Origin of the sequence: Cohaesibacter celericrescens (assembly GCF_002866925.1) — a bacterium.
GTDB classification, from domain to species: Bacteria; Pseudomonadota; Alphaproteobacteria; order Rhizobiales; family Cohaesibacteraceae; genus Cohaesibacter; species Cohaesibacter celericrescens.
In genome coordinates, this window is sequence record NZ_PKUQ01000016.1 from 144100 (window position 1) to 161716 (window position 17617).

The window sequence follows — 17617 nt, forward strand, 5'->3', positions numbered from 1 at the left end:
CTGACATGGTTGACGAGACCAATGATAAAGACAAAAGACCGACGCAAACGTCAGACGAGCAGACTGATGCGAACGACGCGGCTCAAAACGGTCTTGAGGTCGAAGAGACCAAGGAAGTCTCTGACGATATGGTCGATCGGGACGATAAAGCAGAACGCGAAGATAGCTCAGACGTTGTCGAAGCTGCAGATGATGTGAAGGAGCTGTCGGCGTCAGACGAGAGTGATGCGTCTCCTGTAGCTGTTGCTAACAATGCTCAGGTCAGAGGCCCCAAAAGCGCAAGACAGGCAATCGAACCAGAAACTCCGCCACCACCACCAAGCCGATCCAAGGCCGTCCGACATCCCGTTGTTGTGTTTATGAATTTTGTGCTTTCGGTGTTGCTGCTTGGTGTGATCGTTGTCGCTGGTGTGCTGTATTTTGGCAAACAAAGCTTCATTGAAAAAGGTCCTCTGACGCAGGAAAGAACGATTCTCGTCAGCCGTGGCACTGGGCTTGGAACCATCTCCAGCATTCTCGAGCGTCAGAATGTCATCAGCAACAAGACCGTTTTTGAATATGGCGTTAAGCTGTATCGTCAGGAAACCGCGCTTAAAGCCGGCGAGTATTTATTTAGCCCCGGCCTGTCGATGCATCAGGTTATGAATATTCTCACATCAGGAAAGTCGATCCTCCATTCGGTGACCATTCCTGAAGGATATACGTCTTATCAGGTTGCTGAGGTGCTTAAGGACCACGAAATTTTGGTGGGGGACCTGAAAGAGGTACCAGCTGAAGGTTCGGTCTTGCCTGAGACCTATAAATTCTCGCGTGGCACGTCCCGCGCTGAAATACTCAAGCGCATGATGAACGCTCGGAATCGCGCTGTGAACGAAATTTGGGAGCGGCGTGCTCCGGACCTGCCATTGGCCAACAAAGAAGAAATGGTTGCTCTGGCTTCCATCGTCGAGAAGGAAACAGGGCAGGCTAGCGAGCGCACACGTGTTGCTGGCGTCTTTATCAACCGGCTCAATCAAGGCATGAAGCTGCAATCAGATCCGACTGTTATTTACGGTGTTTTTGGTGGCAAGGGTAAACCGAAGGGGCGCCCGATTTTTCGCTCGGATCTGGATAAAAAGACCGATTACAATACCTATCATATTCCCGGTTTAACGCCCGGACCAATTGCCAACCCCGGACGTGCGGCTTTGGAAGCGGTTGCCAACCCAAGCCGGACCAATGATTTGTTCTTTGTTGCTGATGGCACCGGAGGGCATGTCTTTGCGGAAACGCTGAAACAGCATAATTTAAACGTTAAACGCTGGCGCGAGATCGAAAAGCAACGCATCAAGGACTTAAAAGAGCAACCGTCCGAGTAAAAGCCTGAATGGTTTATAACACCCCTGTGCTTGCAAATAGGATGTCCGTCTCGGCAGTGCTTGTTTACGATTATATTTGGGTGCGTTGCTTGGCTTCGTACCCATTTTTTTTTGGGACGACAGCAAGCCGTCGGTATAGGCTGTTTACATCAAGCTATTGTTGATACCTTTTCTAAAGACGGCGTTAGAATGGGGTTTTAGTCGTAGAATGCTTGACAGTTTGCTGCCGGTTTCTGATTGTAGTCCAACGATTTAACCTGCACGGACGAGATACTTGTTTCGGCTGTCTGCCAAGGACTGAATATCATGACGCTTGTTAGCATGACCGGTTTCACCCGCGCCAATGGGACCTATGAGACCTATCGCTGGACTTGGGAGATCAAGACGGTGAATGGCAAGGGACTGGATTTGCGTTTTCGTTTACCTCCAGGCTATGACGAATTGGATCGGCCTGTGCGTGCGTTGATGAGCGAACGCTTGTCCCGCGGGTCCTGTTTTGTGAATTTGACTGTGCAGCAGGATGCGAATACCCACACTCTGCGTGTCAATGAGCATGTTCTTGATGCAGTGCTGAGTGCGATGGCAATGGTTGAAGGACGTCTCGACGTTAAAAAACCCAGCCTTGATGGCTTATTGTCGATCAAAGGTGTGATGGAGCCCGTAGAACAAGAAGAGAGCGAAGATGTCCGTAGGGGGCTTCTTAAAGCGATCCAGGATAACTTTAAGGAAGCAGTCTCCGATCTGGAAGTGATGCGCAGCAAAGAAGGCGCTGCGCTTGAGAAAATTGTTTTGCAACGGGTGAGTGAACTGGAAATGCTCACACGGCAGGCTGAGGAGTGCCCCGCACGGTCTGCAGACGCTATCCAAGCAAAATTGCGGCAGCAGATTGAGCGCATTCTAGAAAATGACAAAGGTTTTGATGAAGATCGGCTTTATCAAGAGGCTGTTTTGCTTGCGGGCAAGGCAGATATTCGGGAAGAACTGGATCGGCTTTATGCTCATTGTGCTGCGGTACGTACGCTGCTGGTTGACGATAAGCCCGTTGGCAGGAAGCTCGATTTTTTGTCGCAGGAGTTCAACCGTGAAGCCAATACGCTTTGTGCTAAATCCAATGATACCAGTCTGACCGCGATTGGCCTTGAACTCAAAGCAGCTATCGAGCAGTTACGCGAACAAATTCAGAATGTTGAGTGATATAGATATGATGCAAGACACCATGATCCGCCGCGGCTTGATGCTGGTCCTTTCTTCGCCCTCAGGGGCTGGGAAGTCGACCATTTGTCGTCATTTGTTAGACAGTGATCGCAATCTTCAGCTTTCTGTATCTGCCACCACACGCACCAAACGCGGTAGCGAGATTGATGGCGTGCATTATCAATTTACCTCCGAACGCCAATTCCATGCGATGAGAGATCGTGGTGATTTGCTCGAATGGGCGGAAGTTCATTCCAATTTTTACGGCACGCCGAGAGATCCAGTCGAAGAAGCCTTGTCAAAGGGACAGGATGTTCTGTTTGATATCGACTGGCAGGGGACCTTGCAGCTCAAGAAAGCTGCCCGCAAAGATGTTGTTTCCATTTTTATTCTGCCGCCATCAATCGCCGAATTGAGAAGCCGTTTGGTGCGGCGGGCTGAGGATGCGGAAGATGTCATTGCTCGGCGTCTGGAGAATGCACGCATCGAAATCAGTCACTGGGATGAATATGACTATGTCATCATCAACGATGATCTTGAAAAAGCCTTCGGTGCGGTTTCTGCTATTGTCGAAGCTGAGCGTCATAAACGCGAGCGCGTCATAGGCGCGCGGGCATTTGTGGATGGCATGTTAAAATAGGTTGAGTTCTGATTGTTTCAATCAGGCTTGATACGCGCCAATATGTTGGCCATTGAAACGAATTGATCAACCGGCACAGTTTCGGCGCGCTGTGTCGGCAAAAGACCGGCTTCTTCTAGCAACGCCAAATGATCCACACCCAAACTCTTGAGACTCTGGCGCAGCATTTTGCGGCGCTGGCCGAAAGCGGCTGCGGTGATCTTTTCCAAATATCTCAACTTGCAAGGCAAGGGATTGGATTTGGGTGTCAGGTGGACGATGGAAGATGTCACTTTTGGTGGCGGACTAAAGGCTTCTCTTGAAACGTCAAAAAGCTTATCCGCATGGGTGCGCCAGCCTGCAATCACTCCGAGGCGGCCATAGGCCTTGTCTTGCTCAGTTGCGGTTATGCGTTCGGCCACTTCTTTCTGGAACATCAATGTGAGTGAATCGTAAAAGGGAGGCCAGGCGTCTTGTTCCAGCCAACCAAGAAGTAGTTGTGTGCCAACATTGTAGGGAAGATTCGCAACAATACGCACCGGCCCTTCAGGTGCCAACTCGGTCACATCAACCTTTAAAGCGTCACCCTGAATGATATCGAGGCGACCCGGATAATGGTCTGCAATTTCTTGTAGGGCTCCCATGGCGCGTGGGTCCATCTCGATAGCGATGACTTTCTTTGCCCCTTCGTGCAATAGGGCGCGTGTCAACCCACCCGGTCCAGGCCCCACTTCGATCACGGTATGGTTGGAAAGATCGCCTGCCGCACGCGCGATGCGACAGGTTAAGTTGAGATCCAGCAGGAAATTCTGTCCAAGGCTCTTCTTGGCGCGCAGGTCATGTCGCTCTATGACATCCCGCAATGGCGGAAGATTGTCTATTTGTGCCATTTCGCCTGTCAGCTCCAAATGCCATGATCAGAATCTCATCAGATAACGCTAGTGGTTTGATTCTGGCTTTTCTTAAGATTTTAAACTGCTTGCAAGCTTGAGAGCCGCGATCAAGCTGGATGGGTTCGCGATGCCCTTTTCAGCAATATCAATCGCAGTGCCGTGGTCCGGTGATGTGCGAATGAATGGAAGCCCCAGCGTGACGTTGACTGTTTCGTCAAAGCCAATGGTTTTAACTGGGATGAGCGCCTGATCATGATACATCGCCAGAGCTGCATCATACGTTTCGCGGGCTTTCTTGTGGTAAAGTGTATCACCAGGGTAGGGGCCAGAAATGCGGTGTCCAGCGTCACGCAATTTTTTGACGACGGGAGCAATGATTTCTGCGTCCTCTGTGCCCATTGCACCCTCTTCACCTGCATGTGGGTTAAGACCGGCGACCGCAATCCGCGGGTTGGCAATCCCAAAGCGCATTTTTAAATCATGGGCGGCAATGAGGGCCACTTCTTCAATGCGCTCTTTTGTTAAGGCCTCCGACACTTTGCTGATTGGCATATGGGCGGTTACAGGTACTGTACGCAATTCAGGGCCAGCAAGCATCATGACCGGATTGGCCTTTTTGCCGGTCATTTTTTCAACCAAGTAGCCAAGATATTCAGTATGGCCGGGGTGCTTAAAGCCTGCTTTATATACGTTGCTTTTCTGGATTGGGCAGGTGACCACAGCTTTTGCATCACCGGATAGAACCGCAGCAGTGGCTTTCTCAATGGCTTCAATAACGCCAGCAGCATTGGACACTTCCAACACACCGGGATTGTCGGTCATGGCGTTTTCCAGAGGGATAACAGGTAATGTCATCGGGAAAGCATCAAACGCTTCTTCCAGAGTGCAAACGCGAATTGGTACAGACAAGCCAAACATTCTGGCACGGCTGGCTAGGAGTTCAGGGTCACCAAAGACGGCAAAGGGGCTAATGCCCTCTTTTTCACTGGCAAGCCATGCTTTGAGTACGATTTCGGGGCCAATACCGGCGGGTTCACCCATGGAGAGTGCAATGATGTCGGATTTGGAGGGCATATCGGGATCCTGATTAAAATGGTTAAGTGAAGCGAATGTCTTTAGCCAAGCGGCTTGATCTATCGCTCCTTGTTCGCGCTGGTTTCAGCGCGAGATAAAGTGAATGGTAGTGAAAGCCAACGATTGCTAGCGTTTTTCAATGATCGCGTTTGAACGCAGTTCCAGCAGATATTTTCGAGACAAGGTTTTGCCTTGCTCATCCTTGAGTTTGGTTTCTGCTTCGCTGCGAAGTGTTGCCTGTTTTCCAAGGTCTTTTTTCCCACAAACCGCTAACATCTCATATCCGTTATCGACTTTCGTCGGAGGTGTCAATTTATTGAGTGGTGTGTCACGCAATGTTTTTGCAATTTCTGGGTGTAGATCGGATGAATTACGGCGTCCAATGCGGCTTACAGCAACATCTTTTAGGCGTCGCGCTGTATCGACATCTTTGGTGCAGGACGCAAAAGATGCGCGGAAACGTTTGGCTTCTGTTAGTCGTTGGCTGGTTTCTCGGTTGGACGCTTTGGCGCGGGTAACAAAAAGGACCTTGATGAGGTCAAATTCCACTGAATTTTTGACTGAGTCTTTGCTGTCTTTCGCATTATCTTTGCGGAGCGCCTTTACAATATCGGCTTCTTCCACGCGGACCTGCGCATTGAAGCGTGCATCAATCAAGGCGCGCCAAGAAATTTGGACTTTAAGCCAGTCTTTCACGGTTTCCTTGTTGATCCCTGCCTGTTTGAAAATGCCAACTAAGCGCTTCTCAGTCATTCGCACATTGCGCGCCATGTTGGTCAGAGCAGTGTCAACTTGTTTGTCGGTTGCACTCATCTTCCGGTTGCGTGCTTCGATGAGTTTAAGTTTGTCTTCAATCAGAGCATTGATCGCTGACGTACGACCAAGACGTTTCTTGCCACCGGACAACAGACGCTCCAGCTTCTGGCGTTGCCCGATGTCAAAATCTGTAATGACGGCACCGTTGACAATTGCGACGATGCTGCTGGCACGCGCATGATCAATTTGCCCAGGCAATATAAGCATGCACAGGGTCAGGGAAAGAATCAGAAACGTCTCTGTCAGTTTATTGTGCTTCATGGATTGGCTCGCAATTATGCTGCTATCATTTTGGTTGCTCAATGCCCCATAGGCATGAGGCAGGGGCATGTCGCCAAGATCATTGCATCTAGAGGATAAAAAATCCAGACGGGGACGCAATTAAGCTCAGGATTGCGGCGATCTGAAGACCTAAAAAATATTAATCGTCAAATGAATGGCTCGCGGTTCCACCGCCAAGAGATTTGAAATCTACTTGCAGCTTTATAGATTGTTCGCTGTCTGAATCTGTATAAATATCGCGTTCGTGAGAATATTTTAGGCTGATCCCGAAGCACTCATCATCATATTTCAATCCCAGTGAACCGCTAATAAGCCCGCGCTCGATGATGTCATACTGGCTTGATCCCTCCAAACTCCAGTAATCAGCAAATTTGGCAGACGCGCTTGCCGTAATTTGCTGTCGTACTGTGGTGACTCCTGCCGACGGGCGTTTGTCTGTGAAGGAATAACTCAGAGAGCCTGTATAGCGGTCGTTTGAAAGGCTTGCTTCCACTGCCGCATATTTGAGTTCTGCATTATTGGAGTCTAACCGACCGCGGGCAATAGCCGAAAAGCCTTTGTTGGAGCTAATGCCAACGCGTCCGACATAGTCCGATACCTTTGTGTCTAGCCCACTATCCAGTCCGGTACTGGTCAGGTCTTCTGTGGCAAAAGAATTGCGCCCGGCCAATTGGAATGAACGTCCACCAAGTGCATTGACAGACCACCCTGAAGCCATCTGCATACGATATTGGAAGCCAATATTGGCGCGGGTTCCACCTTCTACTCGGTCATAACCTGAGAATTTGTCCGGATCAAACAGGATACTGTCGTCGAACACTAGGCTCTGAGCGTCGTCATTTGGCACTTCACCTATTTTTGCTTCATTGGGCCGAACGATAATTTGCGCTATAGGCTCAAAAATATGGGACGTAGTGCCGCTCGTCGCCAAGATTGGCAGACGATAGTCAAGGCCTACGGTCGGTATGCCGCGGAAAGCGAAATCTTCATCGACAAGAGCTGCTGGCGCACCTGATTTACTAGGCATCCAATAGGCATCGCCGCGTAGAGAGGAAAATGGTGTGATTACTTGGCCACCTGGCGCAATTATTTTCCGTTTCCAACTGGCTTCAACACTGGTGCGATTGTAGGTGCCTTGTACCCCGTCAGTTCGCGTTACGCCACCAACTGTGGTTGAACTGGTCGAATCGCGGGTAATGGATGTGGAGTTGACTTTCAACCGACCTTCTCCACCCAGAATGGGTGATTTAGCATAGGCGCTGTAGTCGATAGAAGGATGAATGATGGCTTGATCCGATTGGCTCAGGCTATCGGTCATGATGTTGTAATAATTTGCCCGAGCGTCAAAATAATTGCGCTCGCCCTGCCCAACAAGATAGATGGTGGAGCGCTTGTCTTCATCATCATCGATCAAATCATAGTCGCGCTCAAAGCGCTTGTCGGACATGATTGAGACATCCCAACCAAACTTCCATTGTTTGGACAGATTGAATTCACCAGCGGAATCAATGGCGCCACGGTATTCTTGGTCGCCACTTGCTCCTGAAAAGGCATCTGGATCGTTTTGATAAATGCCGGAAAGGCGAACGTTATAAAGTCCTGTGCCCAGATGATGCCGCCACGTCGTAGATGCCAGCAGGCCTTGTTTGGAATAATAGGTCGGCGAGAATGTTACATCGTAGCTGTCAGACAGAGCCCAAAAATATGGTGCGCTCGCGTGGTAGCCAAGCGTGCTGTCATAACCGACATTGGGCGTCAGGAAACCTGAACTGCGTTTACGCGATGGATCCGGATGGGCAAAGTAGGGTGTATAGAGCAGTGGTACGCCGAGGAACTCAAGCTTGGCTGCTTTGTAATAGACCATCTTGTCTTTGGTGTTATAGATGATCCGCGATGCTTTGATCTGCCACAGCGGGGATTTTTTAGGATTCTCGCGACAGGGCTCGCATGTGGTGTAAACCGCTTTATCAAAGACGGTGATGTCGTCATCCTGCTTTTCAGCACGATCTGCTGCGATACGCGCTTTGTCTGGCGTTTGAACGCGCAAGGAGCGGACAAAACCGGTACGAAAATCGTCGGTGATGTCGATATAGTTGGCCGTAATGACATTGCCACTGGGCTCAGTAATACGGACGTTGCCTTCTGCCACTAGGCGTGCGGACTTTTGGTCGTAGACGACCTTGTCAGCTTGCAGGGCATAAACGCCATAATAGATTTGTACATTTCCGAGGGCGGACACACGCTCACGGTCATAATCATAGACCATTTGATCAGCTTCGACCAACATGCGTGTGTCTTCGTCTGGTTTGGAAATTTTCAGCTCGGATGGGAGGCTCTGGGCGACAACGTTTGAGAAGGAGGCCGGAGTAACGAGAAAAACCGAGGCGAGCAAAAACGTGCGCAGTCGGGGCACACTCCCCGAGCACTTATTCATTCTACCCAAACATGCGATCTGGACGGTACCACGCATACTTTATCCGTCCTCCTGATATAACAAAATCGAGAATCCTATTAAGGACGCAACAATCGCTGGAAGCCAAGCTGACAGAATTGGGTTAACCAGTCCTGTATTTCCCAAATCTTTTGCCAGTTCTGTCACAACATAAAGCACGAAGCCTGCCAGAACACCACCCAGAATCATTTTACCCACATTCCCGAAGCGAAAAACTTTCAAAGACACGGTTGCAGCGATCAGGACCATTGCAGCCAGAAGGAGAGGACGGGCCAATAGGGTTTGATAACGCAGGCGATATTTGTGTGCTGGGAGGCCCGAGCGACTCGCTTGATTTATAATTGCAGGCAATTCCCAAAACGGAACTGAATTTGGGTTGGCGATGGTCTCATTGGCTTCTTCGGGAGTGAGATGGGTGCTCACTAAATAGGAATCATATTGACGAGGGGCATTGCTGGCGGAGCTGACGAGAACATCTGTCAATGCCCAGTATCCTGATCTAAGGCGGCCTGATCTGGCGTCTACCCTTTCAATAAAATTTCCCTCCTTGTCATAGGAGAAAACCGTCACGCCGCCCAGTTGGCGCCCATTATCGAAGCTGGTGATGGCTTTTAATATCGAGTCGCCATCTTCACCTTTTTGGCGAACCCACCCCTGACTTGCGGTTTGTCCGCTCATTGAAAAACTTGCGCCAAAAATACGTGCATCGATTTCAAGCGAGAGGTCCTTTAAATAAGCAGAAGCCGGGTTGTAAACGGCAAAGGCGAAGATGCCTAAACCCGCTGCGACCAAAAGTGCAGGCCTCATAAACTGCCAAGCAGACATGCCAGAGGCGCGTACAATCACCAGTTCTAATCGACGAGAGAGATTGAGGAACGCAGTGATCGAGCCAAACAAAGTTGCAAAGGGCAGTATGCGTTCGGTTAGCTCCGGTACACGATACAATGACATGAGAAACAGGCTAAATATATCCGCAGTTTCTTTGTTGCCGCCACGGCGAATCAATTCAACAAAATCAACAAGAAGCACCAGCAGAAAACAGCCAAAAAACATGGCAAGGATCGTCGATAAGAAACGCCGGGCAATATAGAGGGATATGATGTTTGGCAACATGAGGTCTGGCTCTAAATCGCGTTTGGCGTTTGACGGTTGCTACGCATTTTGTTGAGTTTATTCAATATGTGAGGGTTTAACAATTCCATTTTGCGGATCAGATTGTCAATGAAAACCAAACGCCGGCCTGTCACGGCAACCCAAAGACTCAAAACAATCGCCGAAAGCGGCAGGATATACATAAAAGGTACGGCATAAGGGGTTTGAATGGCTAGGCTTGTGGTTGCAAACCCTGCCAAGCGCAAGCTTGCTGCCAGAAGAATTGCGATGAGGATGGCGTTGCCACGGCGTTCGCGTGTGGTGCGGACCTGAGCCAAAAATGCGGTTATCACACAGGCGAACACCAAATTGTACAGAGGGTTGGTAAAGCGATCATGCAATTCGGATCTGGAACCGTCCTTTTGACTCAAATACAGTTTGTCATTGATATCTGGGTTGAGAAGGGAATGCGTCGTCCTTTCTCTCGGTTTCAAGAATCGGCTGCTACTTTCGCTCACGCCTGTAAATTTGGTCAGGTCGATTGCATAGGAATCAAAGTTGATAATGTTGACGGAAGAAAAGTCAGGGCTTTGTTCCGGGTCATTTTCACCATCTTGCTGTTTGGGTATTTGCTGCTGGATGGTGCCGCGTTCCATTTTAAGGAATGTACCGTCTGTGGTTTCAATGATTTGAGCAAATTCTGATGAATAGATGATGGGTTTTTGAGGGTCCCGTTCATCAGACAGAAAGAGACCGCGCATGATGCCGTTGGGCTCGCGTTTTTGAATGTGGAAGGTCATTCCTTCTTCGATTTCGGTGAAAATGCCTTCTTTGACGATGCTGGCCACCAAATCGGCCCGCACTTGAGTGATGAACCCGCGCAAAGACCCTAGCGCTCGGGGGGCTGCATAGAGGCTTAGACTTGCGCCCAACAGGGTCGCAACAAGACCCATGATCAAAATCGGTTTGACGACGACCCAAGGAGGTGCGCTGGTTGCATTGATCACCACAAGTTCACTGTCCGCGTTGAGGCTGTTCAAGGTATGCGCGACCGCAATCATCACAGCAAACGGCGCAATGACCATCACCAATGTCGGTAGCACCAACGAAGTCATCGATAGGAAAATCAGTATGGTTTGGCCTTTCGCCGTCACCAAATCCAGGTCGCTCAAGGCTTGCGTTAGCCAGACGATTGCAGTCAGGGCTGTGACCGTCATTAAAAAGGCCGTGACCGTGCGCATGAATATGTAACGTTCAATAAGCTTCATAAACCGTGTTTCGACTTGGTTGGACTCGTTCACTATGATTTGGATGTGGTGGTTTTATGGCGCGGAAGGCTTATCAGTAGCAAGCCTTTTTAGCTATTTGCTCGATCACATTGCTGCCAGCTGCCGACATGCGTATATCTTTCTTATGTATATATCACAAGTGTTTGATCATGTTGGGGTGCTGCGACTTGAACTTGGCGGCTCAAGGCTCCACATTATTGGAAACCATTCTCCTCCTTTGCTTCTTCCTGAGCGGTGTGACCGTTTGGAAGGCTTCCAAGATATGAAAGATGTGATTGCCAATGGCTAAGCTTCCTGTGATCAAGTTCCATCCCCTGACTGTTCCCAACCACGGTTCTGTTGCTTTGTTCGTTGGCAAGTCCCTTGTGCTTGGCTCTATCGCTCGTGGTTTGGATGAGGCAAGTTCGGGTGCTGTAAACCGCGCCATCAAAGCCGCCGACTTCAAAGGCGAACTTGCAAAGAGCATTACGATTCTTGCACCTGCTGGTTTGGATCTGGACCAGATTGTTGTTGTGGGTGTCGGAGAAGAAACGCTTTCTGAGTGTGACTTTTTGCGCCTTGGCGGCACGGTCATGGGGCAGCATAAAGGGGTGAACAAAGCTTCAATCATTGCCGAGATTGACGGCGTTGATATCAATGCTGCATCCGTATCGCTGGTGGCGATGGGTATGAAACTGCGTGCCTATGATTTTGACAAATACAAAACCGAGAAGGGCAAACCAAAGAAACAAAAGTCAGCGCTTGCTGCTACTGTCTTGTGCGCCGACCATGAAGGGGCTGCTAAAGCGTGGGAGACTGATTCCGTTGTCTCTGATGGCACATTGCTCGCGCGCGATTTGGTCAATGAACCGGCCAATGTCCTCGGCCCTAAAGAATTTGCAGCCAAGGCCAAGGCGCTTGAAGCGGTGGGTGCAAAGGTCGAAATTTTCAAACAAACCGAACTGGAAAAATTGGGTATGCGGGCGCTGTTAGGCGTTGCGCAAGGCTCTGAGCGTCCTCCTCGTGTTGCTATTATAAAGTGGAACGGCGGTAAGAAAGACGACGCTCCTGTGGTTTTTGTGGGTAAAGGCGTGGTCTTCGATACCGGTGGTATTTCCATCAAACCAGCCGGTGGCATGGAAGACATGAAAGGCGATATGGGGGGCGCGGCTACTGTGACCGGTCTCATGCATGCGCTTTCTGCGCGCAAGGCAAAGGTCAATGCTATCGGCATTATTGGTCTTGTTGAGAATATGCCTGATGGCAACGCCATGCGGCCAGGCGACATCGTTAAATCCATGTCAGGTCAGACGATTGAAGTGATCAATACAGACGCTGAAGGGCGTTTGGTGCTGTGCGATTTGCTGCATTATGCCAAAGAGACCTTTAAACCACGTTTTATGGTTGATCTTGCCACTCTGACGGGTGCGGTTTTGGTGGCACTAGGCACTCAGAATGCCGGCATTTTTTCAAATAATGATGCGCTGTGTGATCAGTTGAGCGATGCTGGTGAAGTGACTGGGGAAACCGTCTGGCGTTTGCCGCTCGCCAAGGAATATGACAAGCTTATTGACAGCAAATTTGCCGACATGAAAAACACTGGAGGGCGTTGGGCAGGCTCAATTACAGCTGCGCAGTTCCTCAAACGCTTTGTGGGCGATGTGGACTGGGTGCATATTGATGTGGCAGGCACCGCGATGGATTCTCCAAAGACCGCCACTAGCCAAGGCTGGGCTTCAGGCTATGGCGTTCGTCTGTTGGATCGCATGGTCAAAGACAATTATGAAGTTTGATCGGACCGACTTATTCTGTCGCTAATTGTAAGATTGGGGCTCGCATATCATGTGGGCCCTTTTGTTTGCATTGCCTGTCATGCTAAACAAGGTTGAAAGACCAACAAAAGGCCGTTCCATGTCAGCCGAAATTTTCTTTTATCATCTTCAGATGCAGCCATTGGAAGCAACTTTACCGCTTTTGCTCGACAAATGTCTGCAGAAGGGCTGGAAGGCCTTTGTGCAGACGGGCGGGCAAGAGCGAGCCAATGTGCTTGATACCCATCTTTGGACGTGGCGCGAGGATAGCTTTCTGGCGCATGGTTTGGCCAGTGCCGAGCACTCGGACCGCCAACCGGTTTTGATTGGCAGTCAGGGGATTGCAGCGGACAATGGCGCTGAAGTACGGTTTTTTGTCGATGGTGCGCGACCAGAAGAGAATATGGTGCTACTGGATGGTCTGGAGCGGGCCATCGTGATGTTTGATGGTGATAGCGCAGAGGCTTTGTCTTCAGCCCGTCAAAGCTGGAAAATCCTCAAACAAGCAGGGCACCCTGTGACCTACTGGCAACAGACCGATCGTGGTGGTTGGGAAAAGAAGGCTTGAAGCAAGCCTTCTCAAATCTCTCACAGCATTTCAAGCGAAGTCGCTTCGAGCGGAGCGGGGAAAATCATATCCAGCTCGTTAAGAACATCCTGTGTCAGGACAATTTCAGCCGCTCGGGCATTTTCTTCGACATGCTTTAAAGTGCCTGCTTTTGGAATGGCGATCACAGTCGGGTTGCGCAGAACCCAACTTAGCGCCAGCTGTGCAGGTGTGATGTCGAGATCTTCTGCCAAGTTTTGCAACGGTGCAATGGCCAATAAGCGGGCTTGCTCAATGGGGGAATAGGCCATGATCGACAGGCCATCGCCTTCACTCTGTGGCAACTGGTCCCATTCGATGCCACGACGGGTCAGATTATACAGAACCTGATTGGTGACCACCTCTTCACCACCGGGGGTGTCCAACAGTTCTTCCATGTCTTCAGCATCAAAATTGGAAACGCCCCAATGGCGGATTTTGCCTGCCTGTTTGAGCTCTTCGAAGGCTGCGATGGTCTCTTCCAAATCGGTAGGGCCACGCCAATGCAATAGATAGAGGTCAATTCGGTCGGTTTTGAGGCGTTTTAACGACTGCTCGCATGCCTTGATCGTGCCTGTCTGGCTGGCATTGTGGGGCAAAACCTTGGAGACCAGAAATACATCGTCGCGGATCGGGGCTATGGCCTCTCCAACCAGAATCTCCGATGCGCCGGAGCCATACATCTCAGCGGTATCAATCACCTTCATGCCCAGCTCGACGCCGCGGCGTAAGGCGGCTATTTCATCGGCGCGCCCATCTGCGACATCTCCCATGAACCATGTGCCTTGACCGAGTGCAGGGACGGTTTCATCGTGGCCAATCGGTACAAATTTCATGTCGATAATCCAATGTAGTTGTTGCCGGTATTATGAGTATTGGACGAGATCCCAGAGATTTCCATAGAGATCTTCGAAAACGGCCACTGTTCCATAGTCCGCTTCCAGAGGAGGACGAACGAATGTAATGTTCCGTTCTTTGTATAGCGCGAAGTCTCGCCAGAAATCATCGGTTTGCAAGAATAAAAATACTCTGCCACCACATTGGTCCCCGATATATTTTTTCTGATGGTCGGTACTGGCGCGTGCCAACAAAAGGGATGTCGACCCCGCGCCTTTGGGGCGCACCACGACCCACCGCTTGTCTTGCTCTGCTTGATAGGTATCGTCAACCAGGTCAAACCCTAGTTTATTGACATAGAAGTCAATGGCTTCGTCATAGTCGCGGACGACAATGGCGATGAGTGACATGGATTGAGACATTGGATTCCTCTTTTGATGAGCCCAATGAAAGTAGCAGTCTCAAGCCTGATTGGTCAAATTTGATCCGTTGCCAAACGTAGGTTTTGACTGCTCATTAATCTTCGACTTCTTCGGACATTTCTAGCCATTTTTCTTCGATTTTCCCCAGCAGAGCCATCAGGTCGACGCGATCTTTGGAAAGTTTTGCGCCTTTTTCCGGGAACCTTGCATAAAGATTGGGATTGGCCAGCATTTCGTCGATCTTTTCAATGCGGACGCGGATCTTGATCATATCGCGCTCGGCAATTTGAATCTTGCGGCGCAACGGTGCCTGTTCCTTACGCTTTTCTGCCGAAGAACGCCTTTTTTCAGGGGCCTGTTTGACCTCCGGATCCGCAATTTCTTCCTTTTTGACAGCTTTTGCTTTTTTTGTGCTGTCGGGGCTGTTGTTATTGGAAAGCAACAGGCGGCGATAGTCATCCAGATCGCCATCATAGGGCTTGCAGGTGCCGTCATGGACGATCCAGAGCTGATCAACGCAGGCTTCAATCAGATGGCGATCGTGCGAAATCAGCACCACAGCGCCTTCATAATCATTGATGGCATGCACCAGCGCTTCACGGCTATCAATATCGAGGTGGTTGGTCGGCTCATCGAGGATGAGCAGATGCGGTCCATCAAACGTTGCCAGACCGAGCAGTAGGCGCGCTTTTTCGCCGCCTGATAATTTTTTGGCCGCGATATCCATTTTGTCCGTACCCAACCCCATTTGGGCGACGCGGGCGCGAACACGAGATTCCGGTGCATTGGGCATCAAAGGGCGGACATGCTCAAAGGCATTTTGATCGGGCCTCAGTTCATCCAGTTGATGCTGGGCAAAGAAAGCGATTTTGAGTTTTCCAGCGCGGAATATATGGCCGTCGTCGATGTCGAGCCGATTTGAAATCAGCTTGGCGAAGGTGGATTTGCCGTTGCCGTTGGCTCCCAGCAGCGCCAGACGGTCATCAGGGTCAATGCGCAAATCGAGATTGCGCAGAACCGGTTTGCCAGGTTCATAGCCTACCGACGCATTTTCCATGCGGATGAGGGGCGGGGCCATCAGCTTTTCAGGATTAGGAAAAGTAAGCGGCTTGATATGATCTTCCACCATCGCTGCGATGGGTTTCATCTTTTCTAGGGCTTTGACGCGGCTCTGTGCCTGCTTTGCCTTGGTTGCCTTGGCTTTGAAGCGATTGATGAAACTTTCGAGATGTTTGCGCTGGTCCAATTGTTTGGACCGCATCTTCTGCTGAAGTTCCAATTGTTCACGGCGGGTGCGTTCGAAATTGTCATAGCCGCCGCGATAAGACGTTAGCTTGAGTTGATCCAAGTGGGCAATATGATTGACGGCTTTGTTGAGCAAGTCGCGGTCATGGCTGATCATCATCACTGTATAGGGATAACGATCTATGTAGTTTTCAAGCCAGAGAGCACCTTCCAAATCGAGATAGTTGGTCGGCTCATCAAGCAGCAGCAGGTCTGGTTCGGAAAACAGAATTGCGGCCAGAGCAACGCGCATGCGCCAACCACCGGAGAAATCCTTAGTTGGCCTTTGCTGAGCGGCTGTGTCAAATCCCAAGCCATGCAGAATGGTGGCGGCGCGACTTTCGGCTGAATGGGCGTCAATGTCCGTCAGGCGCAGATGGATATCTGCGATACGATGCGGATCTGTGGCCGTTTCGGCCTCGGCCAGCAACGCTGCGCGTTCCAGGTCTGCCTTCAGAACAAACGATAGCAAGCTCTCGTCGGACGCTGGCGCTTCCTGCGCCACCTGTCCGATGCGCGCACCTTTGCGAATGGTCGTGGTGCCACTTTCTGGACTAAGCTCGCCAACCAACAGTTTGAACAGCGTGGTCTTGCCGGTTCCATTGCGGCCAACAAGGCCTATTTTTGAACCCTCAGGTACAACAAGGGTGGCGTCCTCAAAGAGGATACGACCGGCGACACGATATGTGAGATTGTTTATATGCAACATGATGTGCGCCTTTTGCCTCATTTCGCAGTGCTTGGCAATCATTCAAGATCATCAAGAGAGTTTATACCGATACAAATGTTGCGATGGTTATCAGAGCAAGATGCAATTGTGTCTGTATTTTCACTGGTATTCTGGCCGCGGGGGCTGCAGAGTGCGCTAAAAAGTAAGAGGAACTAGCATGGCCATTAAACTGTATGATCTGTGTAGTGCAGACAAAAACTCCCGTTTTTCTCCGGCCTGCTGGCGTACGCGCATGGCGCTGGCGCATAAAGGCTTGGAAGTCGAAACCGTACCGACGCTGTTTAGCGAGATCAGATCCATTGAGGGCGGAGGACAGACAACCGTGCCGGTTATCGCTGATGGTGACACGGTGATGCGGGAGTCATTTGACATTGCTGTTTTTCTGGAACGTGCCTATCCGGAATTGCCGTCTCTTTTTCGCGGCGAGGGCGGTATTCGTACATCGCAATTTATGCATTGGTGGACCAATGCCACCGTGGATTCTCAGATCGCGCGGTTCTGTATCCTCGACATCTATAATGGTCTGGATGAGAAAGACAAAAGCTACTTCCGCCAAAGCCGGGAAACGCGTTTCAAGCGACCGCTGGAGCAAGTTCAGGATAGATCTGAAGAAGCGGTTGTCCGGTTCCGCGAGAGCTTGTTGCCATTGCGTCTGACGATCAGTAAACAGGATTTCATCGGTGGAGATGTTCCGATCTATGCTGACTATTGCATTTTCGGGTCTTTCCAATGGGGAAGAATGGTTTCGGATTTTGCCTTTTTGGAAACAGATGATCCTGTGGCGAAGTGGTTCGAGCGTTGTCTTGATCTGTTTGATGGTTTGGGTCGTAATGCTAAAGTCTAATATGGTCGCGTTTCGTTGATGTTTTAACGGCTTTATAGCAAGAATTCACACCTTA

At 50.2% G+C, this 17617-nt stretch carries 16 protein-coding genes; 7 read left to right on the forward strand and 9 right to left on the reverse strand.

All coding sequences use genetic code 11. The features are described 5' to 3' along the window. Window positions 1-128 precede the first annotated feature (128 nt). From mltG to gmk, 3 genes are all read left to right on the forward strand, one after another. Window positions 129-1358 carry an endolytic transglycosylase MltG gene (gene mltG / locus C0081_RS08620; protein ID WP_101533721.1) on the forward strand — a complete coding sequence of 410 codons (1230 nt, stop codon included), beginning with the start codon at window positions 129-131 and terminating at the stop codon, window positions 1356-1358. A 306-nt stretch (window positions 1359-1664) separates the two neighbouring features. After that, a complete protein-coding gene (locus C0081_RS08625) occupies window positions 1665-2552 on the forward strand; it encodes a YicC/YloC family endoribonuclease (protein ID WP_101533412.1) in 888 nt (295 codons plus the stop codon). A gap of 7 nt (window positions 2553-2559) precedes the next feature. After that, window positions 2560-3192: a guanylate kinase gene (gene gmk / locus C0081_RS08630; protein ID WP_245417894.1), complete on the forward strand. Its 633-nt coding sequence runs from the start codon at window positions 2560-2562 to the stop codon at window positions 3190-3192. A gap of 17 nt (window positions 3193-3209) precedes the next feature. On the opposite strand, the gene rsmA is transcribed toward gmk, so the two are convergent. The 6 genes from rsmA to C0081_RS08660 form a co-directional block, all read right to left on the reverse strand. Continuing rightward, entirely contained in the window at window positions 3210-4061 is an 852-nt protein-coding gene (rsmA, locus tag C0081_RS08635) for a 16S rRNA (adenine(1518)-N(6)/adenine(1519)-N(6))-dimethyltransferase RsmA (RefSeq protein WP_101533414.1), read from the reverse strand. Between the two features lie 72 nt (window positions 4062-4133). Next, complete coding sequence (gene pdxA / locus C0081_RS08640) at window positions 4134-5138, reverse strand: 4-hydroxythreonine-4-phosphate dehydrogenase PdxA (protein WP_101533415.1); 1005 nt, start codon at window positions 5136-5138, stop codon at window positions 4134-4136. Between the two features lie 126 nt (window positions 5139-5264). After that, window positions 5265-6215 (reverse strand): peptidylprolyl isomerase, encoded by a 951-nt coding sequence (locus tag C0081_RS08645; RefSeq protein WP_180966815.1) that lies wholly within the window; start codon window positions 6213-6215, stop codon window positions 5265-5267. Window positions 6216-6375: 160 nt separating this feature from the next. Then, on the reverse strand, window positions 6376-8706 hold the full coding sequence (locus tag C0081_RS08650) for an LPS-assembly protein LptD (RefSeq protein WP_101533417.1): 2331 nt from the start codon (window positions 8704-8706) through the stop codon (window positions 6376-6378). Window positions 8707-8709: 3 nt separating this feature from the next. Further along, complete coding sequence (lptG, locus tag C0081_RS08655; protein ID WP_101533418.1) at window positions 8710-9801, reverse strand: LPS export ABC transporter permease LptG; 1092 nt, start codon at window positions 9799-9801, stop codon at window positions 8710-8712. 11 nt (window positions 9802-9812) lie between these two features. Beyond that, window positions 9813-11048, reverse strand: coding sequence for an LptF/LptG family permease (locus C0081_RS08660; protein WP_146006428.1), 1236 nt, complete (start codon window positions 11046-11048; stop codon window positions 9813-9815). Window positions 11049-11082: 34 nt separating this feature from the next. On the opposite strand from C0081_RS08660, the gene C0081_RS08665 reads away from it, so the two are divergent. The 3 genes from C0081_RS08665 (at window position 11083) to C0081_RS08675 (ending at window position 13427) form a co-directional block, all read left to right on the forward strand. Then, entirely contained in the window at window positions 11083-11358 is a 276-nt protein-coding gene (locus C0081_RS08665; protein WP_101533420.1) for a hypothetical protein, read from the forward strand. Further along, complete coding sequence (locus C0081_RS08670) at window positions 11351-12841, forward strand: leucyl aminopeptidase (RefSeq protein ID WP_101533421.1); 1491 nt, start codon at window positions 11351-11353, stop codon at window positions 12839-12841. Before C0081_RS08665 ends, C0081_RS08670 begins: the two co-directional genes overlap by 8 nt. Window positions 12842-12959: 118 nt before the next feature. Then, a complete protein-coding gene (locus tag C0081_RS08675; protein ID WP_101533722.1) occupies window positions 12960-13427 on the forward strand; it encodes a DNA polymerase III subunit chi in 468 nt (155 codons plus the stop codon). 20 nt (window positions 13428-13447) lie between these two features. On the opposite strand, the gene C0081_RS08680 is transcribed toward C0081_RS08675, so the two are convergent. The 3 genes from C0081_RS08680 to C0081_RS08690 all read right to left on the reverse strand — a co-directional run bounded on the left by C0081_RS08680 (window position 13448) and on the right by C0081_RS08690 (window position 16697). Further along, window positions 13448-14281, reverse strand: a complete 834-nt coding sequence (locus C0081_RS08680; protein ID WP_101533422.1) for an aldo/keto reductase — start codon at window positions 14279-14281, stop codon at window positions 13448-13450. A 30-nt stretch (window positions 14282-14311) separates the two neighbouring features. Further along, the gene (locus C0081_RS08685; RefSeq protein WP_101533423.1) at window positions 14312-14704 is read right to left on the reverse strand and encodes a VOC family protein; all 393 of its coding nucleotides are present in this window, start codon (window positions 14702-14704) and stop codon (window positions 14312-14314) included. Window positions 14705-14798: 94 nt separating this feature from the next. After that, on the reverse strand, window positions 14799-16697 hold the full coding sequence (locus C0081_RS08690) for an ABC-F family ATP-binding cassette domain-containing protein (RefSeq protein WP_101533723.1): 1899 nt from the start codon (window positions 16695-16697) through the stop codon (window positions 14799-14801). Between the two features lie 178 nt (window positions 16698-16875). Between C0081_RS08690 and C0081_RS08695 the strand changes: the two genes are divergently transcribed. Continuing rightward, window positions 16876-17562 carry a glutathione S-transferase family protein gene (locus tag C0081_RS08695; RefSeq protein WP_101533424.1) on the forward strand — a complete coding sequence of 229 codons (687 nt, stop codon included), beginning with the start codon at window positions 16876-16878 and terminating at the stop codon, window positions 17560-17562. Window positions 17563-17617 lie beyond the last annotated feature (55 nt).

Excerpts from the sequence above, each read along its gene's own strand:
- C0081_RS08665 (WP_101533420.1), top strand. The coding sequence starts at position 11,083 with ATGATTTGGATGTGGTGGTTTTATGGCGCGGAAGGCTTATCAGTAGCA.
- rsmA (WP_101533414.1), bottom strand. The coding sequence starts at position 4,061 with ATGGCACAAATAGACAATCTTCCGCCATTGCGGGATGTCATAGAGCGA.
- C0081_RS08685 (WP_101533423.1), bottom strand. The coding sequence starts at position 14,704 with ATGTCTCAATCCATGTCACTCATCGCCATTGTCGTCCGCGACTATGAC.
- mltG (WP_101533721.1), top strand. The coding sequence starts at position 129 with ATGGTCGATCGGGACGATAAAGCAGAACGCGAAGATAGCTCAGACGTT.
- lptG (WP_101533418.1), bottom strand. The coding sequence starts at position 9,801 with ATGTTGCCAAACATCATATCCCTCTATATTGCCCGGCGTTTCTTATCG.
- C0081_RS08660 (WP_146006428.1), bottom strand. The coding sequence starts at position 11,048 with ATGAAGCTTATTGAACGTTACATATTCATGCGCACGGTCACGGCCTTT.
- C0081_RS08670 (WP_101533421.1), top strand. The coding sequence starts at position 11,351 with ATGGCTAAGCTTCCTGTGATCAAGTTCCATCCCCTGACTGTTCCCAAC.
- C0081_RS08690 (WP_101533723.1), bottom strand. The coding sequence starts at position 16,697 with ATGTTGCATATAAACAATCTCACATATCGTGTCGCCGGTCGTATCCTC.
- C0081_RS08645 (WP_180966815.1), bottom strand. The coding sequence starts at position 6,215 with ATGAAGCACAATAAACTGACAGAGACGTTTCTGATTCTTTCCCTGACC.
- gmk (WP_245417894.1), top strand. The coding sequence starts at position 2,560 with ATGATGCAAGACACCATGATCCGCCGCGGCTTGATGCTGGTCCTTTCT.
- pdxA (WP_101533415.1), bottom strand. The coding sequence starts at position 5,138 with ATGCCCTCCAAATCCGACATCATTGCACTCTCCATGGGTGAACCCGCC.
- C0081_RS08695 (WP_101533424.1), top strand. The coding sequence starts at position 16,876 with ATGGCCATTAAACTGTATGATCTGTGTAGTGCAGACAAAAACTCCCGT.
- C0081_RS08680 (WP_101533422.1), bottom strand. The coding sequence starts at position 14,281 with ATGAAATTTGTACCGATTGGCCACGATGAAACCGTCCCTGCACTCGGT.
- C0081_RS08675 (WP_101533722.1), top strand. The coding sequence starts at position 12,960 with ATGTCAGCCGAAATTTTCTTTTATCATCTTCAGATGCAGCCATTGGAA.
- C0081_RS08650 (WP_101533417.1), bottom strand. The coding sequence starts at position 8,706 with ATGCGTGGTACCGTCCAGATCGCATGTTTGGGTAGAATGAATAAGTGC.
- C0081_RS08625 (WP_101533412.1), top strand. The coding sequence starts at position 1,665 with ATGACGCTTGTTAGCATGACCGGTTTCACCCGCGCCAATGGGACCTAT.